General features: G+C 74.4%; 25 protein-coding genes. 12 read left to right on the top strand and 13 right to left on the bottom strand.

Translation table 11 applies throughout. The features are described 5' to 3' along the window. Positions 1 to 159 precede the first annotated feature (159 nt). On the bottom strand, positions 160 to 1,317 hold the full coding sequence (locus ACFV2S_RS03055; protein WP_385553721.1) for a PhoX family protein: 1,158 nt from the start codon (positions 1,315 to 1,317) through the stop codon (positions 160 to 162). A 264-nt stretch (positions 1,318 to 1,581) separates the two neighbouring features. On the opposite strand from ACFV2S_RS03055, the gene ACFV2S_RS03050 reads away from it, so the two are divergent. Beyond that, complete coding sequence (locus tag ACFV2S_RS03050) at positions 1,582 to 2,157, top strand: group III truncated hemoglobin (RefSeq protein WP_385553719.1); 576 nt, start codon at positions 1,582 to 1,584, stop codon at positions 2,155 to 2,157. Between the two features lie 89 nt (positions 2,158 to 2,246). After that, positions 2,247 to 2,660, top strand: a complete 414-nt coding sequence (locus ACFV2S_RS03045; protein WP_385553717.1) for a VOC family protein — start codon at positions 2,247 to 2,249, stop codon at positions 2,658 to 2,660. A 16-nt stretch (positions 2,661 to 2,676) separates the two neighbouring features. On the opposite strand, the gene ACFV2S_RS03040 is transcribed toward ACFV2S_RS03045, so the two are convergent. From ACFV2S_RS03040 to nirB, 5 genes are all read right to left on the bottom strand, one after another. Continuing rightward, positions 2,677 to 3,441 (bottom strand): SDR family NAD(P)-dependent oxidoreductase, encoded by a 765-nt coding sequence (locus ACFV2S_RS03040; protein WP_385553715.1) that lies wholly within the window; start codon positions 3,439 to 3,441, stop codon positions 2,677 to 2,679. 54 nt (positions 3,442 to 3,495) lie between these two features. Then, positions 3,496 to 4,857 carry an MFS transporter gene (locus ACFV2S_RS03035; RefSeq protein WP_385553713.1) on the bottom strand — a complete coding sequence of 454 codons (1,362 nt, stop codon included), beginning with the start codon at positions 4,855 to 4,857 and terminating at the stop codon, positions 3,496 to 3,498. An 87-nt stretch (positions 4,858 to 4,944) separates the two neighbouring features. Next, positions 4,945 to 5,529, bottom strand: a complete 585-nt coding sequence (locus ACFV2S_RS03030; RefSeq protein WP_385553711.1) for a TetR/AcrR family transcriptional regulator — start codon at positions 5,527 to 5,529, stop codon at positions 4,945 to 4,947. A 37-nt stretch (positions 5,530 to 5,566) separates the two neighbouring features. Beyond that, a complete protein-coding gene (gene nirD, locus ACFV2S_RS03025; RefSeq protein ID WP_383793814.1) occupies positions 5,567 to 5,905 on the bottom strand; it encodes a nitrite reductase small subunit NirD in 339 nt (112 codons plus the stop codon). Then, on the bottom strand, positions 5,902 to 8,421 hold the full coding sequence (nirB, locus tag ACFV2S_RS03020; protein WP_385553708.1) for a nitrite reductase large subunit NirB: 2,520 nt from the start codon (positions 8,419 to 8,421) through the stop codon (positions 5,902 to 5,904). The genes nirD and nirB overlap by 4 nt, the downstream gene beginning before the upstream one ends. A gap of 291 nt (positions 8,422 to 8,712) precedes the next feature. Here nirB and ACFV2S_RS03015 point away from each other — a divergent pair, with 291 nt between their 5' ends. From ACFV2S_RS03015 to ACFV2S_RS03005, 3 genes are read left to right on the top strand one after another with little or no spacing between them, the layout of a single operon-like run. Then, the gene (locus ACFV2S_RS03015) at positions 8,713 to 10,110 is read left to right on the top strand and encodes a ferric reductase-like transmembrane domain-containing protein (protein ID WP_383793808.1); all 1,398 of its coding nucleotides are present in this window, start codon (positions 8,713 to 8,715) and stop codon (positions 10,108 to 10,110) included. Next, positions 10,103 to 10,291 carry a hypothetical protein gene (locus ACFV2S_RS03010; RefSeq protein ID WP_383793805.1) on the top strand — a complete coding sequence of 63 codons (189 nt, stop codon included), beginning with the start codon at positions 10,103 to 10,105 and terminating at the stop codon, positions 10,289 to 10,291. Before ACFV2S_RS03015 ends, ACFV2S_RS03010 begins: the two co-directional genes overlap by 8 nt. 37 nt (positions 10,292 to 10,328) lie before the next feature. Continuing rightward, positions 10,329 to 11,114, top strand: coding sequence for a sulfite exporter TauE/SafE family protein (locus ACFV2S_RS03005; RefSeq protein WP_383793802.1), 786 nt, complete (start codon positions 10,329 to 10,331; stop codon positions 11,112 to 11,114). A 4-nt stretch (positions 11,115 to 11,118) separates the two neighbouring features. Here the strand turns inward: ACFV2S_RS03005 and ACFV2S_RS03000 are convergent, their stop codons facing one another. The 5 genes from ACFV2S_RS03000 to ACFV2S_RS02980 form a co-directional block, all read right to left on the bottom strand. Then, complete coding sequence (locus tag ACFV2S_RS03000; protein ID WP_385553705.1) at positions 11,119 to 11,736, bottom strand: class F sortase; 618 nt, start codon at positions 11,734 to 11,736, stop codon at positions 11,119 to 11,121. A gap of 97 nt (positions 11,737 to 11,833) precedes the next feature. Then, positions 11,834 to 12,385 (bottom strand): hypothetical protein, encoded by a 552-nt coding sequence (locus tag ACFV2S_RS02995; protein ID WP_385553703.1) that lies wholly within the window; start codon positions 12,383 to 12,385, stop codon positions 11,834 to 11,836. Between the two features lie 198 nt (positions 12,386 to 12,583). Beyond that, positions 12,584 to 14,011: a carotenoid oxygenase family protein gene (locus ACFV2S_RS02990; RefSeq protein ID WP_385553701.1), complete on the bottom strand. Its 1,428-nt coding sequence runs from the start codon at positions 14,009 to 14,011 to the stop codon at positions 12,584 to 12,586. Continuing rightward, complete coding sequence (locus tag ACFV2S_RS02985; protein WP_385553699.1) at positions 14,008 to 14,640, bottom strand: TetR/AcrR family transcriptional regulator; 633 nt, start codon at positions 14,638 to 14,640, stop codon at positions 14,008 to 14,010. Before ACFV2S_RS02985 ends, ACFV2S_RS02990 begins: the two co-directional genes overlap by 4 nt. Before the next feature lie 100 nt (positions 14,641 to 14,740). Further along, positions 14,741 to 15,508, bottom strand: a complete 768-nt coding sequence (locus ACFV2S_RS02980; RefSeq protein ID WP_385553697.1) for an aminotransferase class IV — start codon at positions 15,506 to 15,508, stop codon at positions 14,741 to 14,743. Positions 15,509 to 15,574: 66 nt separating this feature from the next. Between ACFV2S_RS02980 and ACFV2S_RS02975 the strand changes: the two genes are divergently transcribed. The 3 genes from ACFV2S_RS02975 to cutA are packed head-to-tail and all read left to right on the top strand — an operon-like array spanning position 15,575 to position 19,931. Next, positions 15,575 to 17,308, top strand: coding sequence for an ABC transporter ATP-binding protein (locus tag ACFV2S_RS02975; RefSeq protein WP_385553695.1), 1,734 nt, complete (start codon positions 15,575 to 15,577; stop codon positions 17,306 to 17,308). Further along, a complete protein-coding gene (locus ACFV2S_RS02970; protein WP_385553693.1) occupies positions 17,305 to 19,179 on the top strand; it encodes an ABC transporter ATP-binding protein in 1,875 nt (624 codons plus the stop codon). The genes ACFV2S_RS02975 and ACFV2S_RS02970 overlap by 4 nt, the downstream gene beginning before the upstream one ends. After that, complete coding sequence (gene cutA / locus ACFV2S_RS02965; RefSeq protein ID WP_385553691.1) at positions 19,176 to 19,931, top strand: divalent cation tolerance protein CutA; 756 nt, start codon at positions 19,176 to 19,178, stop codon at positions 19,929 to 19,931. Before ACFV2S_RS02970 ends, cutA begins: the two co-directional genes overlap by 4 nt. Here cutA and ACFV2S_RS02960 read toward each other — a convergent pair. Together ACFV2S_RS02960 and ACFV2S_RS02955 are read right to left on the bottom strand one after the other, a co-directional pair. Beyond that, positions 19,928 to 20,605 (bottom strand): vancomycin high temperature exclusion protein, encoded by a 678-nt coding sequence (locus ACFV2S_RS02960; RefSeq protein ID WP_383786593.1) that lies wholly within the window; start codon positions 20,603 to 20,605, stop codon positions 19,928 to 19,930. The genes cutA and ACFV2S_RS02960 overlap by 4 nt on opposite strands. 31 nt (positions 20,606 to 20,636) lie before the next feature. Beyond that, a complete protein-coding gene (locus tag ACFV2S_RS02955) occupies positions 20,637 to 21,359 on the bottom strand; it encodes an aquaporin (protein ID WP_385553689.1) in 723 nt (240 codons plus the stop codon). Between the two features lie 76 nt (positions 21,360 to 21,435). Between ACFV2S_RS02955 and ACFV2S_RS02950 the strand changes: the two genes are divergently transcribed. The 4 genes from ACFV2S_RS02950 to ACFV2S_RS02935 all read left to right on the top strand — a co-directional run bounded on the left by ACFV2S_RS02950 (position 21,436) and on the right by ACFV2S_RS02935 (position 25,633). Continuing rightward, entirely contained in the window at positions 21,436 to 21,927 is a 492-nt protein-coding gene (locus tag ACFV2S_RS02950) for a GNAT family N-acetyltransferase (RefSeq protein WP_383786588.1), read from the top strand. A gap of 89 nt (positions 21,928 to 22,016) precedes the next feature. Next, entirely contained in the window at positions 22,017 to 22,853 is an 837-nt protein-coding gene (locus ACFV2S_RS02945; RefSeq protein WP_385553686.1) for a sirohydrochlorin chelatase, read from the top strand. 35 nt (positions 22,854 to 22,888) lie between these two features. Further along, positions 22,889 to 24,205, top strand: coding sequence for a deoxyguanosinetriphosphate triphosphohydrolase (locus ACFV2S_RS02940; protein ID WP_385553684.1), 1,317 nt, complete (start codon positions 22,889 to 22,891; stop codon positions 24,203 to 24,205). Positions 24,206 to 24,373: 168 nt separating this feature from the next. Then, complete coding sequence (locus ACFV2S_RS02935; RefSeq protein ID WP_385553682.1) at positions 24,374 to 25,633, top strand: NAD(P)/FAD-dependent oxidoreductase; 1,260 nt, start codon at positions 24,374 to 24,376, stop codon at positions 25,631 to 25,633. Positions 25,634 to 25,652: the final 19 nt, after the last annotated feature.

Raw genomic sequence — 25,652 nt, 5'->3', positions numbered from 1 at the left:
CGGGGGGGGCGCCGGGCCGCGGGGGGAGACGCCGCCCCCCCCCGCCCCGGCCGGCGCCCCGGCCCCCGCGGCCGGGGCGGGGCCCCCGGCGCGCGCGCCCCCCCCCCGCGGCAGGTGGACCTGCGGTGCTACGCGCGGAACGGGCCGGTCACCTCGTGACTACGCCCGGAACGGGCCCTTCACCTCGTACGTGATGCCGCCCGAGGAGCTGCCGCTCGTGCCGCGCTGGCTGGAGAAGTACAGCCGCGTGCCGTCGGGGGAGAAGGCGGGCCCGGTGATCTCGGAGCCGGACTGGCCGGTGATCCGCAGGAACGGCGCCACGACGTCGTCCGGCGTGATCAGGCAGATCTCCATGTTCCCGCCGTCCTCGGCGACGAACAGGTCGCCGGAGGAGCTGCCGGTGATGTTGTCGACACCGGTCAGCGGGGCGCCGCCGCCGGTGACCAGCGAGTCGTCGTAGGCCAGCTCGTAGGTCCCGGCGGCGAGGTTCACCTGCCAGACGCGGTTGTCGCCCTTGGTGGTGAACCAGACGGTGTCGTCGGCGTAGTGGCAGCCCTCGCCGCCGTTGAAGCGCTTGGCGCCGGACACCTGGGCACGGGTGGTGGTCGGCGAGCCGTCCGGGTCCGGCACGTTCTGCCAGGTGAACGTGCCGGACGTGGCCGTCCCGGCCTTGAAGACCTGGAGGGTGCCGGAGGAGAGGTTCCCCCAGGTGGTGGGGATGAAGCGGTAGAAGCAGCCGTCCGTCTCGTCCTCGGTCAGGTAGATCACCTGGCGGACCGGGTCGGCCGCCGCCGCCTCGTGCTTGAACCGGCCCATCGCGTCCCGGCGGGTGGCGGTGCCGCCCCACGGGTTCGTCTCGTAGACGTAGCCGAGGGACACCTCCTCGCAGGACAGCCAGGTGTTCCACGGGGTCTTGCCTCCGGCGCAGTTCTGGCGGGTGCCGGAGAGGATGCGGTACGCGCCGGTGATCGCGCCCGCCGCGTCGAACCGCACCGCGCTCGCGCCGCCGCTCGGGTTGATCTCCGAGTTCGAGACGTAGATCCATCCCGTGCCGTCGGCGAAGCAGGCGCCGCCGTCCGGGGCGTTGTGCCAGGCGTACGAGGTGCCGGTCACGGTCTGGCCGGACCGGGCGATCACCCGGCTGGTGAACCCGGCCGGCAGCTGGAGGCCGTTGGCGTCCGCCGCGCCGAGCGCTCCGTAGGGGCCGGCGCCGGGCTGGGCGGGGGCGGCGAAGGCCGCGCTCTGCCACAGGCTGCCGCCGAAGGCGGCGGCCGAGGTGCCGATGACCGCTCCACGCAGGAAACTGCGTCGCTCCACGTCTCACTCCTGAGAGGGTGGGAACCGCCCCGCCGCACCGGTCGGGCGACGGGGTCGCGCGCTTCCGGAACCTAGCGGTACGGAGTTGACCGGGCGTCAACGAGCGGTGAAGGGCAGGCGGCGGGCACCGGGACCTCCGGGACGGGGCGCGGGCGGTGCCGGGGCCGCGGGCCGGGCGGACGCGTGCCCGTCCGCGCGGGGCGCCGGGCGGCGCCGGGACCTTCGGCACTTGGGGGAGCGGGCCGCGGTCGGCACACTGGAGGCATGCGCGAGACCCCCGGCATGCGTGAGACCCCCGACGTGCGCGAGACCCCCGGCATGCGTGAGACCCCCGGCATGCGTGAGACCCCCGGCATCCGCGAGACCCCCGGCATCCGCGAGACCCCCGGCATCCGCGAGATCCCCGACATCCGCGACCGTCACGACCTCGACGTGCTGCTGCGGCGCTTCTACGGCGCCGCCTTCGCCGACCCGCTGATCGGGCCCTTCTTCACGCGGATCGCCGGGACCGACCTGGAGGTCCACCTGCCGCGCATCGCCGACTTCTGGGAGCGCGCCCTCTTCCGTACCGGCGGCTACGGCCGCGACGCCTTCGCCCCGCACGCCGCCCTCCACGCCGCCCGGCCGCTTACCGCCGCCCACTTCGGCCGCTGGGTCCAGCTCTGGCACGCCGCCGTCGACGGCCTCCACCGGGGGCCGCGGGCCGAGCGCGCCAAGGCGCAGGGCGAGCGGATCGCCCTCGCCATGCTCCGCCGGCTCGCCGGGCCCGGAGCGGCCACCGGCGGGACGGGCGGCGGGTTCGTCCCCCTGGCGGCCCTCGAACTGCGCTCCGTGGCCTGAGCGAAAAGAATCCCCGGAGGACCGATGAGTTCCGAGGGGCAGGCCCGTCTTACCTCTCGACAGCACCGCACGAGGGAAGAGAGAGCGCCATGGCCCCGCAGATGATCTTCGTGAACCTGCCCGTCAAGGACGTCGACGCCAGCAAGGCCTTCTTCGAGAAGCTCGGCTTCTCCTCGAACCCGCAGTTCAGCGACGAGACCACCGCCTGTGTGGTCTTCAGCGAAACGATCTTCGCCATGCTCCTCGAAGAGTCCAAGTTCAGGTCGTTCATGGCGCCGGGCAAGGAGATCTCCGACGCGACCCGGTCCACCGAGGTCCTGGTCACGCTGAGCGCCGGGAGCCGGGAGGAGTGCGACCGGCTCGCCGACGCCGCGCTCGCGGCCGGCGGTTCGCCGGCGAAGGAGCCGCTGGAGATGGGCTTCATGTACGGCCGCTCGTTCGCCGACCTGGACGGCCACCACTGGGAGGTCTTCTGGATGGACCCGGCGGCCGTCCAGGGCTGAGCGCCCCGAGCCGTGCTCAGGCCGCCACTCCGCCGTCGATCACCAGGTCCGTGCCGACGGCGGAGCCCGCGTCGTCCGACGCGAGGTACAGCACCGCCGCCGCCACCTCGGCCGCCGAGGAGATGCGGCCGAGGGGCGACTGCTCCTTCATCCGGACCGCCCGCTCGGCCTCGCTCTCGCCGGGCTGGAGCGACATCGTGGACTCCGCCGCGCCGGGGCTGACCGCGTTGATCCGGACCCCGTCGGCGATGTGGTCCAGGGCCGCCGCCCGGGTGATCGCCGAGACCGCCGCCTTCGAGACCTGGTAGCCGAAGACCCCGGGGATCCGGACGTGTCCGCCCAGGTTGGACGCGATGTTCACGATGGCCCCGCCGCCGTTCGCCCGCATGTGGGCGACCTCGGCCTGGAGCGCGTGCAGCACGCCGGTGACGTTGATGTCGAGCAGCGCCCGCCAGTCCTCCAGGGGGAGGTCGGCGGCGCTGTGGCCGCCGCCCCGGAAGACCCCGGCGTTGTTCACGGCCACGTCCAGGCCGCCGAACAGCTCGACGGTGCGCCGCACCAGCTCCCGGGTGGACTCGGCGCTCGCCACGTCGGCGGTGACCGCGGCGACGGTGCCTCCGGCGGCCTCGATCAGGGCGACCGTCCCGTCGAGGGACTCGGCCGTGCGGCCGGCGACGACGACCTTCGCGCCCTCGGCGGCGAAGGCGAGCGCGATGGCCCGGCCGAGGCCGGAACCGGCGCCGGTGACGAGGACGGTGCGGTCGGTGAAGCGTGCGGACATGAGTGGTTCCCCTGTGTCTGGTCGGTGGTGTCGGGTCTGGTCGGTGGTGTCGGGTCAGCGGGTGCGGATCGTGGCGGCGGCGAGGGCGGTGAACAGGACGGCCGCGGCCGCCAGCGACACCGCGTCGCCGCCGAGGGTGAGCAGGGCGGCGAAGAGCACGGTCGGCCCGAGCTCCATCGCCGTGTTCAGGACGCCTCCCGCGAGCCCTGCGCGGTGCGGCGGGACCCCGTCGGTGGCGAGGACGGCGGCGCCCGCGAAGGACAGGGCGCCGCCGGCGGGCAGCAGGAGCAGGCCGGGCAGCAGCCCGTACGCGTACGGGGCGGAGGGGTCGGAACCGGTCGCGGCGAGCAGGGCGAGCCCGGCGGCGGCCGTCGCGAGCCCGGCGGCGGTCACCCGCCCCGGTCCGTACCGTCCGATCAGCGGGCCCGCGAGCCGGCCCGAGCCGAGCAGGGCGACCGCGAAGGGCACGAAGGCCGCGGAGGTGAGCAGCGCGGACCAGCCGCGCTGCTGCTGGAGGGCGAGGGAGAGCAGGACGAACACCGTGGCCGTGCCGGCCGCCGTGAGTCCGATGGCCGCGAGGCCCAGGGCGCGGCGGCCGTCGCGCAGGAAGTCCGGCGGCAGGAGCGGGTCGGCGGTCCGCCGCTCGACGGCCGCGAAGGCGGCGAGCAGGACGAGGCCGGACAGGAGCGGCACGAGGACCGGGGCGGAGCCCCAGGGGTGGGCGTCGGTGAGGACGAGCCCGTAGCTGGCGAGCGTGATCCCGCCGGTGGCGAGCAGCGCGCCGGGCAGATCGAGGGCGCGGCCCCGGCCGGGTGGCGTCGTGGGCAGCAGCCTCGGTGCCAGGAGCAGGGCCGCCGCCGTCACCACCAGCGGGACGGCGAACGTGCCCCGCCAGGAGGTGGCCGCCGCGACGACCCCGGAGAGCAGGTTCCCGGCGGTCGCGCCGAGCACCGAGAGCCCGCCCCAGGTGGCCATGGCCCTGCCGTACGCGGCGGGTTCGGGGTACAGCGCGCGCAGCACCGTCATCGCGGCCGGGGCGACGAGCGCCGCGCCGGCGCCCTGCGCGAACCGGGCGGCGAGCAGCGTCCCGTACCCGGGGGCGAGTGGCGCGAGGGCGGAGGCGGCGCCGAAGACGAGGAGTCCGACGGTGAGGATCCGGCGCCCGCCGGAGCGGTCGGCGAGCCGGCCGCCGAGCAGCAGCAGGCCGGCGAAGGTCAGTCCGTAGGCGGCGCTCAGCAGGATCAGTCCGGCGCGGTCGAGCCGGAACTCGGCGCCGATGCGGGGGAGCGGGACGGCGAGGGAGGCGAGGGTGAAGACGAGCGTCATCTGGACGCCCCCGAGGAGGAGGAAGCCGTGCCGGGCGGGCCGGGCGCGGCCCGTGGCCCCGCGTGGCTCCCGCAGTCCTGTCGTCGACATCCCAGCCCCCTGAGTCTCGTTCTGAACTTGACCGTTCATTCCATAATGCGCGCCGAAGAAAGGGCGCCCCCCGTGGGCGCCCGTTCCTCAGTCCAGCAGTTCCAGCGCCTGCTCCGCCGCGTCCAGGACCCTGCGCGGGTCGCTCGACGCCTTCCCGACCACCCGGACGCCCTGGAGCAGGACGAGCAGCATCCGCGCGAGCGCCTTCGGGTCGCGGCCGGCCGGGAGCTCGCCCCCGGCGCGGGCCCGGGCGAGCGCGCCGTGCAGGAGCGTCTCGATCTGCTCCCAGCTCAGCTCCACCCGGCGGGCGACCACCGTGTCGTGCGGTCCCAGCTCCGCCGCCGAGTTGGTGACGAAGCAGCCGTTCAGTCGCTCTCCGTCCGCCGCCGCCTCGGCGGCGAAGCGGCGGACGAGCGCGCGCACGGCCGGCAGCGCCGGGCCCGGTGCGGACAGCTCCTCCACCATCCCCGGCTCGCGGGTCTCCAGGTAGCGGTCCATCGCCCTCAGGTACAGCTCGTGCTTGTTCCCGAAGGTCGCGTAGATGCTGGCGCGGCCGATGCCCAGGTGCTCCACGAGGTCCGACATCGTCGTCGCCTCGTAGCCGCGCGCCCAGAACAGTTCGAGCGCTGCCTGGAGCGCGGCCTCCGGATCGAATTCCTTGGTCCTGGCCACGAGAAGACCGTACGGCTATCTGGAACGATCGGTCAAGTTACTTCCCGGTGGACCGCACCGGGTACACCGCCACCGCGACCCCCTCGTCGTCCAGGCACCGGCCCGTCTCCAGATCGAAACGCTGCTTCAGGAGCGGCGACGCCACGAACGGACGCCCGTCCGCCGAGCCCACGAGCCCCCGGGACAGCACCTGCGCCCCCGTGAACGGATCGCGGTTGTCGATCGCGTACGTCCGGCCCGACCGGTCCCGGAAGACCGCCGCCTGCCTTCCGTCCGGCAGCAGTGCCGCCACACCCCGGCCCGGGGTCAGCCGGGCCACCTCGCAGACCGCCATCCAGGCGTCCGGGGACGGGGAGAGTTCGAGCGTCGTCGTCATCGGGAGGTGGCCCCTTCCAGGTTGCCGATCGTGAGGATCGTGAGGTCCGGCTTGATCTGGTCGCGCTCCGGCACGAACCGGACCGACGGGTCCGGCGCCCCCGGCGCGTTCACGAAGGAGACGAAGCGCCGCAGCCGTTCCGGGTCGTCCAGGGTCTCGGCCCACTCGTCCCGGTAGCCGGTCACGTGCGCGGCCATCAGTGCCTCCAGCTCGTCGCAGAGCCCCAGCGCGTCGTGCACCACCACGTCCCTGAGGTGGTCGAGGCCGCCCTCCAGGCGCTCCAGCCAGGTCGACGTCCGCTCCAGGCGGTCCGCCGTCCGGATGTAGAACATCAGGAACCGGTCGATCAGCCGGACCAGTTCCGCGTCCGAGAGGTCCTGCGCGAGGAGGTCCGCGTGGCGCGGGGTCGCGCCGCCGTTCCCTCCGACGTACAGGTTCCAGCCGTTCGCCGTGGCGATGATCCCGAAGTCCTTCGACTGCGCCTCCGCGCACTCGCGGGCGCAGCCCGAGACCGCCGACTTCAGCTTGTGCGGGGCGCGCAGTCCCCGGTAGCGCAGCTCCAGGCCGATCGCCATCCGCACCGAGTCCTGCACGCCGTAGCGGCACCAGGTCTGCCCGACGCAGGACTTCACCGTGCGCAGCGCCTTGCCGTACGCGTGTCCCGACTCGAAGCCCGCGTCGACGAGCCGCGTCCAGATCGAGGGCAGCTGGTCCACCCGGGCGCCGAAGAGGTCGATCCGCTGACCGCCGGTGATCTTCGTGTAGAGCCCGAAGTCCCGGGCCACCTCGCCGATCACGATCAGCCTGTCCGGGGTGATCTCGCCGCCGGGGATGCGCGGCACCACCGAATAGGAGCCGTTGCGCTGCATGTTGGCGAGGAAGTGGTCGTTGGTGTCCTGGAGCGAGGCCTGCTCGCCGTCCAGGATGTACCCGTGGTCGAGGCCGGCGAGGATCGAGCCGACGGCCGGCTTGCAGACCTCGCAGCCCTCGCCGCCCCGCGCCTCCTCCCGCCCGTGCGAGTCGAGCAGCGCGGCGAAGGAGGTCAGCCGCAGCGTGCGGGCGATCTCGTACAGCTCGCTCCGGGTGTACGAGAAGCAGCCGCAGAGCCCGAGGTCGGCCGGCGCCGGCAGGAGCTTCTCGATCACCTTCACGCAACTGCCGCAGCCCGTACCGGCCTTGGTGCACCGCTTCACCTCGGGCAGGCTCGCGCACCGGCCGATCGCGTGCTTCGTGACGTTGTGGCAGGAGCAGATCACCGCGTCGTCCGGCAGCGCGGACGGGCCGAGCGCCACCGGGGCGCCCGCGCCCGCCGGGAGCACCAGCCGCTCGGGGGAGACCGGCGGCACGGAACCCGTGAGCGGGCGGAGCAGGCCGTACTGCTCGGCGTCGCCGACCAGGACGCCGCCGAGCAGCACCCCGTCGCCGGAGACCACCAGCTTCTTGTAGACGCCCGAGCGGGAGTCGGAGTACACGACGTCGAGGCAGCCCTCCGCCGTCCCGTGCGCGTCGCCGAACGAGGCCACGTCCACCCCGAGCAGCTTCAGCTTCGTCGACAGGTCGGCGCCCGTGAAGCCGTCCCCGGCCCCCTCCCCGGCGATCACCGCCGCCGCCGTCTGCGCCATCTCGTAGCCCGGCGCGACCAGGCCGTACACCCGGCCGTCCGCCGCCAGGGCGCACTCGCCGATCGCGAGGACCGCCGGGTCGGAGGTCCGGCAGAACGCGTCCACGGCGATGCCGCCGCGCTCCCCGACGTCCAGACCGCAGTCGCGGGCCAGCTGGTCCCGGGGGCGCACGCCCGCCGAGAACACGACCATGTCCGTGGCCAGTTCGGAACCGTCCGACAGCCTCATGCCCGTCACGGCGCCGTCCGCCGTCACGACCTCCCGCGTGCCCGTCCCGGTGTGGACGGTCAGGCCCATCCCCTCGATCGTGCGGAGCAGGGCCGCGCCGCCGCCCTCGTCGACCTGCACCGGCATCAGCCGCGGCGCGAACTCCACCACGTGCGTGTCGAGCCCGAGGCCCTTCAGCGCGCCCGCCGCCTCCAGGCCGAGGAGCCCGCCGCCGACGACCGCGCCGGTCGTCGCCGTCCTCGCGTACTCCTCGATCGCCAGCAGGTCCTCGATCGTGCGGTAGACGAAGCAGCCGCGGGCCTCCCTGCCCGGGACGGGAGGCACGAAGGGGTACGAGCCGGTCGCGAGCACGAGCGTGTCGTACGCGAAGGCCCGCCCCGACCGGGCCGTGACCCTCCGCGCCTCCCGGTCGACCGTCTCGGCCGGGTCGCCGACGTACAGCTCGATGCCGTGCTTCGCGAGGAAACCCTCCTCGACCATCGACAGGCCGTCGGGCGTCGTCCCGGAGAAGTACGAGGTCAGCCGCACGCGGTCGTAGGCCGGGCGCGGCTCCTCGCAGAGGACCACGATCCTGGCCCGCTCGGTGACGCCACGGTCGGCGAGCGCCTCCAGGAACCGCTGGCCGACCATTCCGTGGCCGACCAGGACGATGGTGGGGGTGGTCATGAGGAGCCTCCGTCGTGGGTGAGCGGGTGGATCAGGGGGCCCCGCCCCTCCGAGCGGGAGCCGGACGCGGATCGAACGGGCATCAAGGAGTCCGGCTTCGTGTGCGCATACCGGAAGGGTGCGCGGCGGGTGTTACCCGTCGGCATCCCGGCTGTTTCCCGTACGGAACGCTGATCTCCGTCCGGGCCGGGGAGCGCTGTGAGGCCCCGGGGATTAACGCGCGGTCAGTCTCGGCTCAAGGCCGCCTTAAGGACGCCGTTTCCGTATACGGGCGGCCCTAGGGTGCCGGACGTGACCACCGAGGCCAGCCACCCCCTCTACTCCCCCCTGCCCGTCGAGCTGTCCGAGCGCCCCCCGGCCGAGCTCCCGCCCGCGCCCGCCCTGCGGTTCGCCCCGGACCGGCTGCGGAACGCGATCGCCGGCGGCGCCGGGGCCGTCGCCCTCCTGTGGGGTGTCCAGGCCCGGCCCTCCGCCCGCCTCGACGCGTTCTTCGCGACCGGCGCCCACCTCACCGGCCTCCTCGCCGGGTACGGCGTCCTCGTCCTGCTGCTGCTCATGGCCCGCGTCCCGGCAGTCGAGCACGGCGTCGGCGCCGACCGGCTCGCCCGCTGGCACGCCCTCGGCGGCCGGTACGTGCTCGGTCTGATCGGCGCCCACGCCCTCCTCGCCCTCTGCGGCTACGCGGTGCACACCCGCACCGACCTCGTCACCGCCACCGGCGACCTCCTCGCGTACGGGGCGATCGCCGCCGCCACCGCGGGAACCGGCCTCTTCGTCGCCGTCGGCGTCACCTCCGCCCGCGCCGTCCGCCGCCGGATCCGGCACGAGACCTGGCGGGCGGTCCACCTCGGCGCCCTCCTCGCCGCCGCGCTCGGCTTCGTCCACCAGCTCGCGGGACCCGACCTCGCGGGCGGCCTCCTCACCCGCTGGCTCTGGTCGATGGCCCACGGGACCGTCGCCGTCCTCCTCCTCTGGTACCGGCTCGTCGTCCCCGTCCGCGCCGCCCTCCGCCACGACCTGCGGGTCGCCGAGGTCCGCGACGAGGGCCCCGGGGTCGTCTCCGTCCTCGTCCGGGGCAGGGGAGTGGCCCACCTCCGGGCCGAGCCCGGCCAGTTCTTCCGCTGGCGCTTCCTGCGGCGCGGGCTCTGGGCGACGGCCCTGCCGTTCTCGCTCTCCGCGCCCGTCCGCGACGACACCCTGCGGATCACCGTGAAGGCGCTCGGCGACCACACCCGCCGCATCCGCCGGCTCCGCCCCGGCACCCGGGTCCTCGCCGCCGGCCCCTTCGGCGCGTTCACCGCCCACCTCCGCACCCGCCGCAGGGTGCTGCTGCTCGCCGGCGGGGTCGGCATCACACCGCTGCGCGCCCTCTTCGAGACGCTGCCCGGCGGGCCCGGCGACGTGACCCTCCTCTACCGGGCCTCGGACGAGGCCGGGCTCGTCCTGCGCGCCGAGCTGGAGACCATCGCCCGGGAGCGGCAGGCCGCCCTGCACTTCCTGCTCGGCCCTTCGGACGGCGCCTTCGACCCGCTGGCGCCCCGCGCCCTGCGGCACCTGGTGCCCGATCTCGCCTCCCGCGACGTCTACCTGTGCGGGCCGCCCGCGATGTCCCGCGCCGCGACCGCCTCCCTGCTCCGGGCCGGGGTTCCGGCCTCCCGCATCCACAGCGAGGACTTCGACCATGCCTAGACACAGCGCGCCCCGCAGCAGCGTGGAGTTCGCCCGGAAACGGCTCGCCGCCGCCCTCCTCGGCACCGGGGCGCTCGCCGCGACCCTGCTCACCGCCGTCGTCACCCCGGCGGCCCCGCCCGCCCCCGACCGGGAGCCGGGGGCCGCAAGCTCAGAACTGGCTCAACGATCAGGAGATTGATGGACGGGGCAACGATCTCGTCCCTAGGCTCGCGGCCATGCCCGACATCTCGCTGACCACCCTTGTCCTGCTCTGCCTCGCCGCGCTCGTGGCGGGGTGGATCGACGCCGTGGTGGGCGGTGGCGGGCTGCTCCAGCTGCCCGCGCTGCTGCTCGGACTGCCGCACGTGCCGGCCGCGCACATCCTCGGGACGAACAAGGCCGTCTCCATCGTGGGCACCACCGGGGCCGCGATCACCTACGTGCGCAAGGCGCCCGTCCGGGTGGGGACGGCGGTGCGCATCGGGCTCGCGGCGCTCGCCGGGTCCATGGCGGGTGCCTTCTTCGCGGCCGGGATCAGCAGTGACGTCCTGCGCCCGGTGATCATGGTGGTGCTGCTCGCGGTCGCGGCCTTCGTGATGCTGCGGCCCTCCTTCGGCGTGAAGGCCGAGGGCGCGGAGCGGGCGCCGCTCACCCGCGCGCGGATCGTGACCGCGATCGTGGTCGTCGGCGGCGGCATCGGTTTCTACGACGGCCTGTTCGGGCCCGGTACCGGGACCTTCCTGGTCCTCGCCCTGACCGCCGTGCTCCACCTGGACCTGGTGACCGCCTCCGCCACCGCGAAGATCGTCAACGTCTGCACCAACGCCGGCGCGCTCGCCATGTTCGCGTACCAGGGCTCCGTGTACTGGCAGCTCGCGGCCGTCATGGCCGTCTTCAACCTGGTCGGCGGGACGGTCGGGGCCCGGATGGCGCTGAGCAGGGGCGCCGAGTTCGTCCGCGGGGTGCTCCTGGTCGTGGTGCTCTCGCTGGTCGCGAAGCTGGCCTTCGACCAGTGGGCGTGACGCGCTACCTCACCCCGATGAGGTGGCCGAAGGCGACCACGTTGCCCTCGTAGCCGTTCTTCTTCGAGAAGCCGCCGCCGCAGGTGATCACCCGGATCTCGGCCCGGCCCGCCTCCGCGTACACCTTGCGGTCGGGGAAGTCCTTGTTGGCGTACACCTCGATCGCGTCGACCGTGAAGACGGCGGTCCGCCCGTCCGCCCGGTCCACCTCGATCCGGTGGCCCTTCCTGAGCGCGCCCAGCGTGTAGAAGACGGCCGGCCCGTCGGCGTTGTCGACGTGGCCCGCGACGATCGCGGTGCCCTTCGCCCCGGGCGTGGTGCCGTCCCCGTACCAGCCGGCCATGTTCCGGTCGGCGGCCGGCGGCACGTCGAGCGCGCCGTTCGCCGCGAGGCCGAGCCGCATCACCGGGGCGTCCACGTCCGTCTCGGGGATCCGCAGCCGGACCGGCACCGAGGGCGGCAGCGGGTCCGCGGCGGCGTCGGTGTGCACGCTCGGCCCGGCGGCGAAGGCCTGCGCGGCCGACGGCACGGGCGGGGTCACGTTCTGCGAGCCGTTCTGGACGAGCCAGAGTCCGACGCAGGCGGCCGCGGCTATGCCCCAGCCCTTGCTCCTGTTGCTCACCCGGTCTCCCTCGGCAGCCTCGGTCGCTCCATGGATGTGGCCCTGCCCCCGCCGGGCCGTGTTCGGGCGGGCGGCGGGGGCAGGGCAGGCGGTGGTCTCAGTGGCTCCGCGCGCCGCTCGCCCGGCGCCGCATGAGCCAGACACCGCCGACGGCAGACGCGGCCAGCACCGCCGCGCCCGCCGTGACCTGGGCGGTGTCGGGGCCCACACTGCCCCCGACACCGGTCTGGACGTGGCCGCTCGGACCCCGGTGCTTGACGGTCAGGTCGCCCCGGGCCGTCTTGCCGTTGTCGCAGGCCACACTGATCCAGTAGGAGCCGCCCTTGGCGTGCTCCGGCACCCTGAACTGTCCGACCACGACCTCCTTGTGCGTGCTCGGGTTCAGCTGGAACTCGCCCGCGCCGAGCGAGTTCGCGTCCCCGACGCCGTGCCCGTGCTTGCCGCACGCGGTCGTGTTCACGGTGACGGTCTCACCGGGGGAGACGGACGAGGGGAAGATCTCCAGGGACTCGCGGCTCCCGCTCGACTCGCGGCTCTCGCCGCTCCACTCGTTGCCGTCGCCGTTCGCGAGGGCGGCGGGGGCGCCGAAGGCACCGATCGCGACGACCGCCAGTGCGGTACCGGTGAAGAGGCGGGCAGTGGTGCGCATGGGGTCCTCCGGGGCGCGCGAGCGGTCATGCCGGCTGGTCCTGCCGGGAGGGACGTCCCGGAGCCGGACCTTCTAAGACCGAGATAAGGGCCGTGTCGCGCGCCTCGCCTGCTGATGGTGCATCAGGATTGCGCCGTCCGATACGGTGTGTCGCCTGGATTCCCGATGTTTCCGCAGGTCAGGACGGTGTACGGGTCGTCAGTCGAGGGCCCGTGCCGAACGGGTGACCGTCACCGCAGGGTCCCCGGACCGAGGCTCCGCGCCCGGGACCCAGTTGCCGTGCAGACCCACGGGGACCCGTACGGGCAGGTGGACGCGGGCGAGGGGCTCGCCGGTGAAGTCGCGGGCCGACAGGATCACCAGGTCCGTCGCGGCCCGCTCCGGGGCGAACACGTACGCCATCACATAGCCGTCGTCCTCGGCCACGGACGACTCGGCGGGCACGAACACGCCCTCCCCGACGGTCCCGTCCCGCCCGAACTCGTGCGCCTCGGTCGTGCCGCGCTCCAGGTCGTGCTTGAGCAGGGCGTTCCCGAAGCCCTCCGCGGGGCGGTCGTCGTCCGGGCCCGCCGGGGCCGCGTACAGCTCGACGGCGGCCGTGTACCCGTACCGGTGGGGACGGCCCGTCCGGCGGGAGTCCACCCGCGGGAACTCCTGCACCCGGTCGTCGAGGCGCTCCTCCCGCGCCGTCCCCCGGGCGAGGTCGAGCGTCCAGCGGTCCAGGGTGGGCCGGCTCGCGCCGACGTCCCGGATGTCGAAGCCCTCGCCGTGCCGGACCACGTCGACGACGATCCGCCCGTCCCCCGTCTCGTACGCGTTGAGGGCGTGCCCCACCAGGCCGGGCGCGAGGCCGAACCAGCGCACCGCCCCGTCGCCCTCGCGCGGCAGGACGCCCACCCGGGCCCCGCGCCCCGGGTCCCAGGCGAACGGCACGCCCGTCGCCAGGTGGGCGGGGCTGAACACCACGGGCGAGTCGAAGAGCAGCACATGGTGCTCGGTCAGCGCGAAGTCGTGCATGTACGGGTTCCCCGGCACCCGGTCGGTCCTCACCCGCCGCACGGTGCCGCCGGCGTCCATGACGATGTGCTGGACGTCGTCGGAGCCGTACCGGAAGGCCAGCGCGTGCAGTTCGCCGGTGTGCGGGTCGAAGAGGGAGTGCGCGTTGGCGCTGTACCCCTCCGGGGTCGCCCCGAGGTCGCACGGGCCCAGGGTGTTCAGCTCGTAGTCGAGTTCGTACGGGCGGATGCCGCCCTCGATGAGCGCGAACGTCCGGCCGGCGAACCCCGCGACCTGCACGTTCGGGGAGATGTCGAGGCGCTCGTCGACGCGGGTGCCGCGGCGCGGCTCGCCGAGCCGGTCGGCGACGGAGCCGGAGCGCACCCAGCGGTTGCGGTACCACTCGGCGCGCCCGTCGCGGATCCGCACGCCGTGGACCATGCCCGCGCCGAGCGTCCAGAGGTGCGTGGCCGGGTCCTCGACGCCGAGCGGGTTGGGGCCGTTCCGCAGGTACCGGCCGTCGAGGTGGGAGGGGATCCGCCCGGTGACGGGCAGGTCGTGGGCGGTGACCTCCTCGGTGACGGGGGCGAAGCGGCCGGACAGATAGCGGTTGCGGCGGGTCGTCGTCATCGGGCGGCCTCCCGCGGAGACTCCTCCGGCGCGCCGAACGCGCGGCCCACCGCCGCCATCAGGGCGTCGTAGCGCGGGCCGGCCTCCTCCGGGGTGAAGTGCCCGGCGATCTCCAGGCTCACCGCGCCGTGCGAGGCGGCCCAGAGGATCTTGGCGATCTCCCGGGGGTCGCCGGGCCGGATGACCCCGGCGGCCATGCAGGCGGCGACGGCCCCGGTGGAGGCCCCGAAGGCGGTGTCGGCGGCCGCGAGCGCCTCCGGGCCCGGCCGGAAGCCGGGCACGGGAAGCTCGAACATCACCCGGTAGTAGGCCGGTTCGGCCAGTGCGTGGTGCCGGTAGGCCGCGCCGAGCGCGGTGAGGTGGGCGAGCGGGTCGTCGCCGCGCGGGACGCGCTCCTGGGCGCGCCGCAGCCGGGCGAAGCCCTCCCGGTACAGCGCGTCGAACAGCCCTTCCTTCCCGCCGAACATCGTGTAGAGGACCTTGGTCGACGCGCCGATGTCGGCCGCGATCCGCCGCATGGTGAGCGCGGCGGCCCCTTCGGCCACGAGCAGGGCGATGGCGCGGTCGAGGACCGCGGTGCGCACGGCGTTCTGGCCGCGGCGCTGGGCTTCCTGGTAGAGCGAGCTCATGGGTGACAACGTAGCCGAGAGGTAACGCTGTTACCGCAGAGATGCGCCGTGATCGGAAAGTTGGCCGGAACGGGTCGGGGCGGCGGCCTCCCGGGGGCTTCTACGGCCGGATCTCGTCCCCCTCCACCGCTCCGTACGCCGCGAACACCCGCCCCATCAGCTCCTCGTCGACCGCGAACGTCACCTCGTCGATCGCCGTCACGGGCGCGATCCCCCGGGAGTTGGTCACGAACGCGGCCCGGTAGTCCCGGAGATCGGCCAGTGCGACCGGACGCCGGACCGACTCCAGGCGGGGCTCCAGGAGCGCCATGGTGATGCCGTTCAGGCAGGGGGCCGACGGCCAGACCACCGAAGTGCCGTCCCAGAAGGCGATGTTGGTGACGGCGCCCTCGGCGATCTCGCCGGACGGGGAGGTCAGCAGGGCGTCGTCGAAGCCGGCCCGGCGGGCCGCCTCGCCGTGGAAGCGCTGGCCGAAGCCGCCCAGGTGCTTGATGTGCGGCGCGGGCCGCCAGTAGTCGACGGCCGTCAGGCGCTGCGGCGCGCCGGGGCCGTCGGGAGCCGGGGCGGCGACGGTCACCACGGTGCGGGTGCCCGGATACGCGTACACCCGGACCGAGGCGTCCCGCCGCCCGGCGTTCGCGAGGGCCCCGGTGATGAGCTCGCGCACCCGCCTCCCCTCCAGCTCGCGGCCGAAGAGCTCGCGGTGGGAGCGGTCGAGGCGGTCGAGGTGGAGGGCGAGCCCCTTCGTCCGCCCGTCCCGCACCTGCATCGCCGTGAAGTGGCCGAAGCCGGTCAGCAGGGCGGCGAGGAGGTCCGGATCGGCCGCCGGGGTGCCGTCGATCTCGATGTGCGCGGGAGGAGTCGTCATGCCCTCACCGTACGGCGCCGGGGCACCCTTGACCTCAAGCGAACTTGAGGTACCACGATCCCCTTCATGCTGTTCCGACTGCTCGTCCCCCGCCTCCGGCCGTACCGGTCCCTCCTCTTCCTCCTCGTCGCCCTCCAGCTCGTCCAGACCCTCGCCTCCCTCGCCCTGCCCACCCTCAACGCCGGCGTCATCGACGACGGCGTCCTGCGCGGGGACACCGGCCGGGTCCTCGGCGGCGGCGCCGTGATGATCGCCGTCACCCTCCTCCAGGCCGCCGCGGCCGCCGCCGCCACCTACACCGGCGCCAGGATCGGCATGGGCGTCGCCCGCGACCTGCGCTCCGAGGTCTTCCGCCGCGTCCAGGACTTCTCCGCCCGGGAGCGCGGCCGGTTCGGCGCCGCCTCCCTCATCACCCGCACCACCAACGACGTCCAGCAGATCCAGACGTTCGCCGTCCTCGTCCTCACCATGCTCGTCGCCGCCCCGCTGCTCTGCGCCGGCGGACTCGTCATGGCCCTGCGCCAGGACGTGCCGCTCGCCCTCGTCCTCCTCCTCTTCGTGCCCGTGATGACCGCCGCCGTCGGCACCGTCGTCCTGCGCATGCGGCCCCTCTTCCGCGGCATGCAGGAGCGCGTCGACCGCGCCAACCGCGTGCTGCGCGAACAGATCACCGGCGTCCGGGTCGTCCGCGCCTTCGTCCGCGACCGGCACGAGCGGGAGCGCTTCGCCGCCGCCAACGGCGCACTCCTCACCGTCGGCCTCCGGGCCGGCCGGCTCCAGGCCCTCATGTTCCCCACGGTCCTGATCGTCTGGCAGCTCACCACCGTCGCCCTCGTGTACGTCGGCGCCCACCGCATCGACGCCGGAGCCCTCCAGCCCGGCGGCCTCGTCGCCTTCCTCGGCTACCTCCTCCAGACCTCCATGTCCGTGATGATGGTCCTCTTCCTCCTCATGCACATGCCCCGCGCCGAAGCCGGCGCCGAGCGCGTCCGCGAGGTCCTCGACACCCGCACCTCCGTCACCCCGCCCGCCGACCCCGTCCGCGCCCTCCCCGGCACCGGCCGCCTCGACCTCGACGGCGTCGGCTTCCGCTACCCCGGCGCCGAGGCGTCCGTCCTCGACGGCGTCGCGCTGACCGCCCGCCCTGGCGAGACCACCGCCGTCATCGGCGCCACCGGCAGCGGCAAGTCGACCCTCCTCGGACTCGTGCCCCGGCTCTTCGACGCCACCGAGGGCGAGGTCCTCGTCGACGGCGTCGACGTGCGGAGGGTCGACCCGGAGCTGATGGCCCGGACCGTCGGACTCGTCCCCCAGAAGCCGTACCTCTTCTCCGGGACCGTGGCCACCAACCTCCGGTACGGACGGCCCGACGCCACCGACGCGGAGCTCTGGCACGCCCTGGAGGTCGCCCAGGCCGCCGACTTCGTCCGCGCCCTCGACGCGGGCCTCGACGCCCCCGTCACCCAGGGCGGCACCAACTTCTCCGGCGGCCAGCGCCAGCGCCTCGCCATCGCCCGCGTGCTCGTCGCCCGCCCCCGCGTCTACCTCTTCGACGACTCCTTCTCCGCCCTCGACCCCCGCACCGACGCCCTCCTCCGCGGCGCCCTGCGCGAGGAGACCGCCGACGCGACCGTCGTGGTCGTCGCCCAGCGCGTCTCCACCATCCGGCACGCCGACCGGATCGTCGTCCTCGACCACGGCCGCACGGTCGGCACCGGCACCCACACGTCCCTCATGCGGGACAACCCCACCTACCGGGAGATCGTCCTCTCCCAGCTCACCGAGGAGGAAGCCGCATGAGCACGGCGACCGGGACCCGCGCCCCGAGCCCCGCGAAGACCCCCGCCCGCACCGGCCCGCCGCCCCAGCGCGGCCCCGGCCTCGCCGCCCCCTCCCTCGAACGCTCCCTCTCCTTCCGCTCCTCCGGCCTCCGCCTGCTGCGCACCCTCGCCCCCGACCGGGCCCGGCTGCTCGCCGTCCTCGCCGCCGGCGCCGCCGCCGTCTCCCTCTCCGTCCTCGGCCCGCTGCTCCTCGGCCGCGCCACCGACCTCGTCATCACCGGCGCCACCGGCCCCGCCGGCGTCGACTTCGCCGCCGTCGGCCGGGTCCTCGCCCTCTCCGTCGCCGTCGTCACCGGCTCCTCCGCCCTCACCTGGGTCCAGCTGCGGATCGCCACCACCCTCGTCCAGCGCGCCGGCCACCGGCTCCGCGCCCGGGCCCAGCGCAAACTGGCGCGGCTGCCCCTCACCTACCTCGACGGGCAGCCGCGCGGCGAGGTCCTCTCCCGCACCACGAACGACATCGACAACATCACCCAGACCCTCCAGCAGGCCTTCAGCCAGATGACGCGCGCCCTGCTCACCCTGGCCGGGGTCCTCGTGATGATGTTCTGGATCTCCCCGCTCCTCGCCCTCGTCGCCCTCGCCACCGTGCCCGTCTCGGTCGCCGTCGCCGCCTTCGTCGGCAAGCGCGCCCAGCCGCAGTTCGTGAAGCAGTGGGCCGTCACCGGCCGCCTCGGCAGCCACGTCGAGGAGATGATCACCGGCCACACCGAGGTCGTCGCCTTCGGCCGCCGCGCCGAGGCCGTCGCCCGCTTCGACGAGCTCGGCGAGGAGCTCCACCGGGCGAGCTTCCGCGCCCAGTTCGTCTCCGGCTTCATCCAGCCCGCCCTGACCCTCGTCGGGAACCTGAACTACGTCGCCATCGCCGTGGTCGGCGGCCTGCGGGTGGCGAGCGGCACGCTCTCCGTCGGCGACGTGCAGGCCTTCATCCAGTACTCCTACGACTTCAACGGCCCGGTCAACCAGGTCGCCGCCATGGCCAACCTCCTCCAGTCCGGAGTGGCCTCCGCCGAGCGGGTCTTCGACCTCCTCGACGCCGAGGAGGAGTCCCCGGAACCCGACTCCCCCCAGAAGCCCGCCGTACTCCGCGGCCGGGTCTCCTTCGAGGAGGTCGCCTTCCGCTACGAGGACGGCAGGCCGCTCATCGAGGACCTGTCGCTCACCGTCGAACCCGGCCGGACCGTCGCCATCGTCGGCCCCACCGGCGCCGGGAAGACCACCCTGGTCAACCTGCTCATGCGGTTCCACGAGGTCACGGGCGGCCGGATCACCCTCGACGGCGTCGACACGGCCGCGATGACCCGCGAGGAACTGCGCTCCGCCACCGGCATGGTCCTCCAGGACACCTGGCTCTTCGGCGGCACCATCGCCGACAACATCGCCTACGGCGTCCCCGGCGAGGTCTCCCGCGAGCGGATCGTCGCCGCCGCCCGGGCCGCCCACGCCGACCGGTTCGTCCGCACCCTGCCCGAGGGGTACGACACCGTCCTCGACGAGGACGGCGGCGGCCTCAGCGCCGGCGAGAAGCAGCTGGTCACCCTCGCCCGCGCGTTCCTCTCCGACCCGGTGATCCTCGTCCTCGACGAGGCCACCAGCTCCGTCGACACCCGCACCGAGCGCCTCGTCCAGCAGGCCATGACCTCCCTGCGCGCCGGCCGCACCAGCTTCGTCGTCGCCCACCGGCTCTCCACGATCCGGGACGCCGACACGATCCTGGTGATGGAGAGCGGCTCGATCGCCGAACAGGGCACCCACGAGGAACTCCTCGCCGCCGAAGGGGCCTACGCCCGGCTGCACGAGGCCCAGTTCGCCCGTACGGTGGAGACGTGATCGTCACCGTCCGCACCACCACCGACGCCCGCGCCAAGGCCGACGCCCTGGCGCGCGGCGCCGTCGAGGCGCGGCTCGTCGCCTGCGCGCAGATCGCGGGGCCCGTCACCTCCGTCTACCACTGGCGGGGCGCGATCGAGACCACCGAGGAGTGGGAGGTGGTGTTCAAGACCACCGAGGCCCGCTACCCGGCCCTGGAGGCCCACCTCCTCGCCGCCCACGACTACGAGACGCCCGAGATCCTCGCCACCCGCGTGACCCGCGTCAGCGAGGGGTACGCCCGCTGGGTCGAGCGGGAGACCGACGCGGCACGGACCGAGGAGAGCGCGGCCACCGACGAGCTGCCGTTCTTCGTGTACGGCACGCTGCGCCCCGGCGCGTACAACCACGACCGGTTTCTCGCCGGCCGGATCGGCACCGAGGCGGACGCCGTGCTGCACGGGGCGGTCCTGCACGACGGGCCCGGCTATCCGTACGTCGTCCCGGCGGAGGGCGGCCGCGTCGTCGGCACCCTGCTCACGCCCTCGCCCGGCGACTACGGCGACCTGTTCGGCCTCCTCGACCGCCTGGAGCTGCCCGTCGGATACGAGCGGGTCGCCAAGGACGTCGTCCGCGTACGCGACGGGGCGCGGGTCTCCGCCTGGGTGTTCCTGGCGGCGCCGGACGCGCCGCTGGGCCCGGTCATCGAGAGCGGGGACTGGTTCGAGCGGAGTCCGGCGGCTGACGCGTCGAACCTCCGGAGCGGCGGCTAGCGCGCGGCCAGTGCCTCGGTGACGCCCTTCTCCTCCGGACCCAGGAAGTGCGGGTCGGGGCGCAGGCCGGCGTCGAGGGCGGCCTTGCCGGCCGCGAAGAGCTCCCGGGTGGTGCCGTAGTACCAGGTGCGGTCGTGGGGCTCGGGCACCCCGACGCCGTACGCGTCGACGCCCGCACGGTCGCACAGCGCGACGGCCCGCTTGATGTGGAAGTCCTGGGTGACGAGGACCGCCCGGTCGACGCCGAAGACCTTCCGGGCGCGGACGCAGGAGTCCCACGTGTCGAAGCCCGCGTAGTCGCTGACGATGCGGCCGTCCGGCACCCCGCGCGCGGTGAGGTAGGCGCGCATGGCGCTCGGTTCGTCGTACGAGGTGCGGCTGTTGTCGCCGGTGACGAGGAGGACCCGGACCTTGCCGGTGCGGTACAGCTCGGCGGCCGTGTCGAGGCGGTGCGCGAGGTACGGGGTGGGACGCCCCTTCCAGAGGCCGGCGCCGAAGACGACGGCGACGTCCCGGGCGGGGACGTCGGCGGTGGTGCGGAGCTTCCCGGCGGCGGCGGTCTGCATCCAGGTCGCGGGGGCGAGCGCGAGGACGGCGCCCAGCATCACGGCCTGGACGGTGCGGCGGCGGGCCCGGGTGGTGCGGGGGACCAGCCGCGTGAGCCGTGCCGGCATGCGGGAACCTCCCTGGTTCGGCGGCGTTCTGTCACCCCGTCCGACGCGCGTCGGCGGCGTTCGGTTCACCGGACGCCCCGTCTGTTCCGTACAACACACCGGCGAGGCCCATCCCGAGGAGCATGCCGAGCAGCTGGGCGGCGGCGAAGGCGGGCACGGACGCGGGGGCTATGCCGGTGAAGGAGTCGGAGAAGGAGCGGCCGAGGGTGGCCGCCGGATTGGCGAAGGACCCGGAGGAGGTGAACCAGATCGCCGCGCCGATGTACCCCGCGACGGCGACCGGGGCGAGGCCGGGCCGCCCGATGTGCCGCAGGCCCCGCACGACGAGCACCAGCCCCGCGGTGGCGACGGCCTCCCCGAGCAGCAGGTGCGGCGCCGTGCGCGGCTCGGTGGACCAGGCGCCGGGAGCCCGCCCGAACATGGCCTCGGCGAGCAGGGCGCCGGTCACGGCCCCGGCGATCTGGGCGGCGATGTAGACGAGCACGTCCCGCCCCCTGCCCTCCCGGCGGCGGGACCACCACTCGGAGAGCGTGACGACGGGGTTGAAGTGGGCGCCGGAGAGCGGGCCGATGAGGACGATGAGGAGCCCCAGGCCGAGGGCGGAGGCGGCGGCGTTGGCGATCAGCCGGACGCCGATGTCCTGGCTGAGGGAGTCGGCGCGGATGCCGGAGCCGACGACGACGGCGACGAGGGCGGCGGTGCCGATGAACTCGGCTGCGGCGCGCCGGGGGAGCGCAGGCGGGGACATTCTCATAGTGGAAAAGATATTCCGTGATTCGGAATGAAAAAAGGGGGGAGGAGAGGGGCGGTCCCCTCATACGATCCGCGTCATGATCATCGACGACCTTGTCATCCGCCGCGCGACCGCCGCCGACGCCGCCGACGTGGCCGAGGTGTGGCTGCGCTCCTACGCCGCGGCGCTTCCCGACGTGCGCCGGGCCCATACGGACGACGAGGTCCGGTACTGGCTCCGGGAGATCGTCGTCCCCGGCCAGGAGACCTGGGTGGCGACCGCCGGCGGCTCGGTCGTCGCCATGATGGTGCTCGACGACGAGGACCTGGACCAGCTCTACATCGATCCGCCGTGGCGCGGCCGCGGCATCGGCGACCGTCTCGTGGAGCTGGCCAAGCAGAGCCGGGCCGCCGGGCTGACGCTGTGGACGTTCCAGGCGAACGGGCCGGCCCGGCGCTTCTACGAACGCCACGGCTTCGTCGCCGCCGAGTACACCGACGGTCACCGCAACGAGGAACGCGAGCCCGACGTCCGCTACGTGTGGCGCCCCGACGGGACGGAGCTCCCCGACGGCGCGCAGGTGGCCTGACACCCCCCGCACGGCGTCCGTGAGGTCACGGCAACCAGTCGTGACCCCCGCGCAACGGGCAGGCAATCTCCTCCGTCCAGGATCGGTCCATGACGGATCCGGACCGCACGTGCGACAGCGCCGCCGGGCTCCTCGGCAGGATCACCGAGGAGCTCGGCGCCCGGCTCGGCCACCTCCCCCTCCCGGGGACGCGCCCGCCCATGAACGCCCCCACCCTCGTCGCCGTCGGCCACGGCAGCCGCGACCCGCGCGCCCGGGAGACCCTGGGCCGCCTCCTCGACCGGGTCCGCGAGCTCCGCCCCGGGCTCGACGTCCGCCTCGCCCACATCGAGCTGGACGCCCCGCTCCTCGCCGACGCCCTCGCGGAGACCGCCGCCGACGGCCGGGACGCCGTCCTCGTCCCCCTCCTCCTCGCCCCCGGCCACCACGTCACCCACGACCTGCCCGCCGCCGCGGCCGCCGCCCCCGGCACCGTCCGCGTCGCCGCACCCCTCGGCGCCCACCCCCTCCTCGTCGAGGCCCTCGCCGACCGCCTCGCCGAGGCCGGCTGGACCCCCGGAGGGGGAGACGGCGTCGTCCTCGCCTCCGCCGGCTCCCGCGACCCCCGGTCCACCGCCGAGACCCGCCGCATCGCCGCGCTGCTCGGCGAGCGCCTCGGCGGCGTCCCCGTCCTCCCCGCGTACGCCTCCGCCGCCGCCCCCACCGTCCCCGAAGCCCTCTGCGCGCTCGCCGCCCGCGGCCGGCACCGGATCGCCGTCGCCTCCTGCTTCACCGCCCCCGGCCTCTTCGCGGCCCGCGCCGCCGCCCGTGCCCCCGGGATCGCCTCCGCCCCGCTCGGCGACCACCCGGCCCTCGCCCGGCTGGTCCTGCACCGCTACGACCGCGCCCGCACCCCCCTTCCCGCGAGGGAACTCGCCGCCGTCTGAGCTCTTCTGTCGGTCCCTCCGGTTACCGTCGAGACATGGAAGGCATCGAGGACACCAAGGACAGCGCAGACCTCACCGACACCCCCGGATACGACTCCGCCGCGACCGCACGCTGGGCCGCCGAGCCCGACAAACGCCCCGGGCGCACCGCCTTCCAGCGCGACCGCGCCCGCGTGCTCCACTCCTCCGCGCTCCGCAGGCTCGCCGGCAAGACCCAGGTCGTCACCCCCGGCACCCGCAGCCACGCCTGGGACGCCAGCCCCCGCACCCGGCTCACCCACTCCCTGGAGTGCGCCCAGGTCGGCCGCGAGCTCGGCGCCGCCCTCGGCTGCGACCCCGACCTCGTCGAGGCCGCCTGCCTCTCCCACGACATGGGCCACCCGCCCTTCGGGCACAACGGCGAGCAGGCGCTCAACGACGTCGCCAAGGACTGCGGCGGCTTCGAGGGGAACGCCCAGTCGCTCCGGCTCCTCACCCGCATCGAGCCCAAGCGCTTCGTCAAGGACGCCGACGGGGAGCCCGTCAGCGTCGGGCTCAACCTCACCCGCGCCGCCCTCGACGCCGCCACCAAGTACCCGTGGCCGCGCGGCGGCCACCCCGAGGACCCCGGCTCGCCCAAGTTCGGCGTGTACGAGGACGACCTGCCCGTCTTCGAGTGGATCCGGCAGGGCGCCCCCGCCCACCGCAAGTGCTTCGAGGCCCAGGTCATGGACTGGTCCGACGACGTGGCCTACTCCGTCCACGACTTCGAGGACGGACTGCACGCCGGGCACATCGACCCCAACCTGCTGTACGCCGAGCCCGAGCGCGCCGACATCTTCGCCGTCGCCATCGGCCGCTACGTACCGGACGACACCGACCCGCAGGAGCTCGCCGAGGCCCTCGACCGGCTCGTCGACCAGGAGTGGTGGCCGCACGGCTACGACGGCTCGGCCGGCGCCCAGGCCCGCCTCAAGGACGCCACCAGCCAGCTCATCGGCCGCTTCTGCCTCGCCGCCGAGGGCGCCACCCGCGGGACCCACGGCTCCGGCCGCCTCACCCGGTACGCCGCCGAGCTCGTCGTCCCCCGCGCCACGCGCAACGAGTGCGCGGTCCTCAAGGCCGTCGCCGACCGGTACGTGATGCAGCGCGCCGAGCAGGAGGCGCTCCGCGCCGACCAGCGGATCGTCGTCGCCGAGCTCGCCGAGGCCCTCGTCGCCCGCGCCCCCGACGGACTCGAACCGCAGTTCCGGGCCGCCTTCGACGCCGCCCGCGACGACCGGGCCCGCAAGCGCGTCATCGTCGACCAGATCGCCAACCTCACCGACGCCTCCGCCCGCGCCCTGCACGCCCGCCTCCGCGTCCCGCGCTAGGCCGTCCCTTTCGGGTCCTGCCGGGCTCGCGGCCGCTCCGGGGCCGGTGTGGCCCTCTTCCGTCGCCCCCCTCCGTACGGGACCCTCGCAGGCACGGCCCGGAGAGGTACGACGGGACGAACGCCCGGGGGCGTAGGTTGGAACCGGTCGCAACGAGGAGGAAACGACGTGGTCGACGCAGATCAGACCTTTGTCATCGTCGGCGGGGGCCTGGCAGGGGCCAAGGCGGCGGAGACCCTGCGCGCCGAGGGGTTCAACGGCCGGGTGATCCTCATCGGCGACGAACGCGACCACCCGTACGAGCGCCCACCGCTCTCCAAGGGCTACCTGACCGGCGCCAAGGAACGCGACAGCGTCTTCGTCCACGAGGCCGCCTGGTACGCGGCGAACGACGTCGAGCTCCACCTCGGCCAGTCCGTCACCGCGATCGACCGCGAGGCCCGCACCGTCCGCCTCGGCGACGGCACCGTCATCCGCTACGACAAGCTGCTCCTCGCCACCGGCGCCGAGCCGCGCCGCCTCGACGTCCCCGGCACCGAGCTCGCCGGCGTCCACCACCTGCGCCGCCTCGCCCACGCCGACCGGCTCCGCCAGGTCCTCGCCGGCCTCGGCCGGGACAACGGCCACCTGGTGATCGCCGGCGGCGGCTGGATCGGCCTGGAGGTCGCCGCCGCCGCCCGCGGCTACGGCGCCGAGGTCACCGTCGTCGAGGCCGACCCCACCCCGCTGCACCGGGTCCTCGGCCCCGAGCTCGGCCAGCTCTTCGCCGACCTGCACACCGACCACGGCGTCCGCTTCCACTTCGGCGCCCGGCTCACCGAGATCGTCGGCCAGGACGGGATGGTCCTCGCCGTCCGCACCGACGACGGCGAGGAGCACCCGGCGCACGCCGTCCTCGCCGCGATCGGCGCCGCCCCCCGTACCGTCCTCGCCGAGAACTCCGGGCTCGCGCTCGTCGACCGGGCCGACGGCGGCGGCATCGCCGTCGACGAGTCCCTGCGCACCTCCGACCCCGACGTCTACGCCGCCGGGGACGTGGCCGCCGCCCACCACCCGCTCCTGCACACCCGGCTCCGCGTCGAGCACTGGGCCAACGCCCTCAACGGCGGCCCCGCCGCCGCCCGCGCCATGCTCGGGCAGCACGTCTCGTACGACCGGGTGCCCTACTTCTTCTCCGACCAGTACGACCTCGGCATGGAGTACTCCGGCTGGGCGCCCCCGGGGACGTACGACCAGGTCGTCGTCCGGGGCGACACCGGCAAGCGCGAGTTCATCGCCTTCTGGCTCAAGGAGGGCCGGGTCCTCGCCGGCATGAACGTGAATGTGTGGGACGTCACAGGCCCGATCCAGGACCTCATCCGGGCCCGTACGGCCGTGGACCAGGAGGCCCTCGCCGACCCCTCCGTACCCCTGGAGAGCCTGATCTGAATGGGGTGGGACACCCGTA

This window comes from Streptomyces sp. NPDC059695, from assembly GCF_042733785.1.
In the GTDB taxonomy this organism is placed as follows: Bacteria; Actinomycetota; Actinomycetes; order Streptomycetales; family Streptomycetaceae; genus Streptomyces.
The sequence above is the reverse complement of the archived record's forward strand: the minus strand, read 5'-3'. Positions and strand labels throughout refer to the sequence as shown.

Bases quoted from the DNA above. Each gene is read 5' to 3' on its own strand.
- ACFV2S_RS03050 (WP_385553719.1), top strand. From the start codon at position 1,582: ATGCGCGAGACCCCCGGCATGCGTGAGACCCCCGACGTGCGCGAGACC.
- ACFV2S_RS03045 (WP_385553717.1), top strand. From the start codon at position 2,247: ATGGCCCCGCAGATGATCTTCGTGAACCTGCCCGTCAAGGACGTCGAC.
- ACFV2S_RS03040 (WP_385553715.1), bottom strand. From the start codon at position 3,441: ATGTCCGCACGCTTCACCGACCGCACCGTCCTCGTCACCGGCGCCGGT.
- ACFV2S_RS03035 (WP_385553713.1), bottom strand. From the start codon at position 4,857: ATGTCGACGACAGGACTGCGGGAGCCACGCGGGGCCACGGGCCGCGCC.
- nirD (WP_383793814.1), bottom strand. From the start codon at position 5,905: ATGACGACGACGCTCGAACTCTCCCCGTCCCCGGACGCCTGGATGGCG.
- nirB (WP_385553708.1), bottom strand. From the start codon at position 8,421: ATGACCACCCCCACCATCGTCCTGGTCGGCCACGGAATGGTCGGCCAG.
- ACFV2S_RS03010 (WP_383793805.1), top strand. From the start codon at position 10,103: ATGCCTAGACACAGCGCGCCCCGCAGCAGCGTGGAGTTCGCCCGGAAA.
- ACFV2S_RS03005 (WP_383793802.1), top strand. From the start codon at position 10,329: ATGCCCGACATCTCGCTGACCACCCTTGTCCTGCTCTGCCTCGCCGCG.
- ACFV2S_RS02995 (WP_385553703.1), bottom strand. From the start codon at position 12,385: ATGCGCACCACTGCCCGCCTCTTCACCGGTACCGCACTGGCGGTCGTC.
- ACFV2S_RS02990 (WP_385553701.1), bottom strand. From the start codon at position 14,011: ATGACGACGACCCGCCGCAACCGCTATCTGTCCGGCCGCTTCGCCCCC.
- ACFV2S_RS02985 (WP_385553699.1), bottom strand. From the start codon at position 14,640: ATGAGCTCGCTCTACCAGGAAGCCCAGCGCCGCGGCCAGAACGCCGTG.
- ACFV2S_RS02980 (WP_385553697.1), bottom strand. From the start codon at position 15,508: ATGACGACTCCTCCCGCGCACATCGAGATCGACGGCACCCCGGCGGCC.
- ACFV2S_RS02975 (WP_385553695.1), top strand. From the start codon at position 15,575: ATGCTGTTCCGACTGCTCGTCCCCCGCCTCCGGCCGTACCGGTCCCTC.
- ACFV2S_RS02970 (WP_385553693.1), top strand. From the start codon at position 17,305: ATGAGCACGGCGACCGGGACCCGCGCCCCGAGCCCCGCGAAGACCCCC.
- ACFV2S_RS02960 (WP_383786593.1), bottom strand. From the start codon at position 20,605: ATGCCGGCACGGCTCACGCGGCTGGTCCCCCGCACCACCCGGGCCCGC.
- ACFV2S_RS02955 (WP_385553689.1), bottom strand. From the start codon at position 21,359: ATGAGAATGTCCCCGCCTGCGCTCCCCCGGCGCGCCGCAGCCGAGTTC.
- ACFV2S_RS02950 (WP_383786588.1), top strand. From the start codon at position 21,436: ATGATCATCGACGACCTTGTCATCCGCCGCGCGACCGCCGCCGACGCC.
- ACFV2S_RS02945 (WP_385553686.1), top strand. From the start codon at position 22,017: ATGACGGATCCGGACCGCACGTGCGACAGCGCCGCCGGGCTCCTCGGC.
- ACFV2S_RS02940 (WP_385553684.1), top strand. From the start codon at position 22,889: ATGGAAGGCATCGAGGACACCAAGGACAGCGCAGACCTCACCGACACC.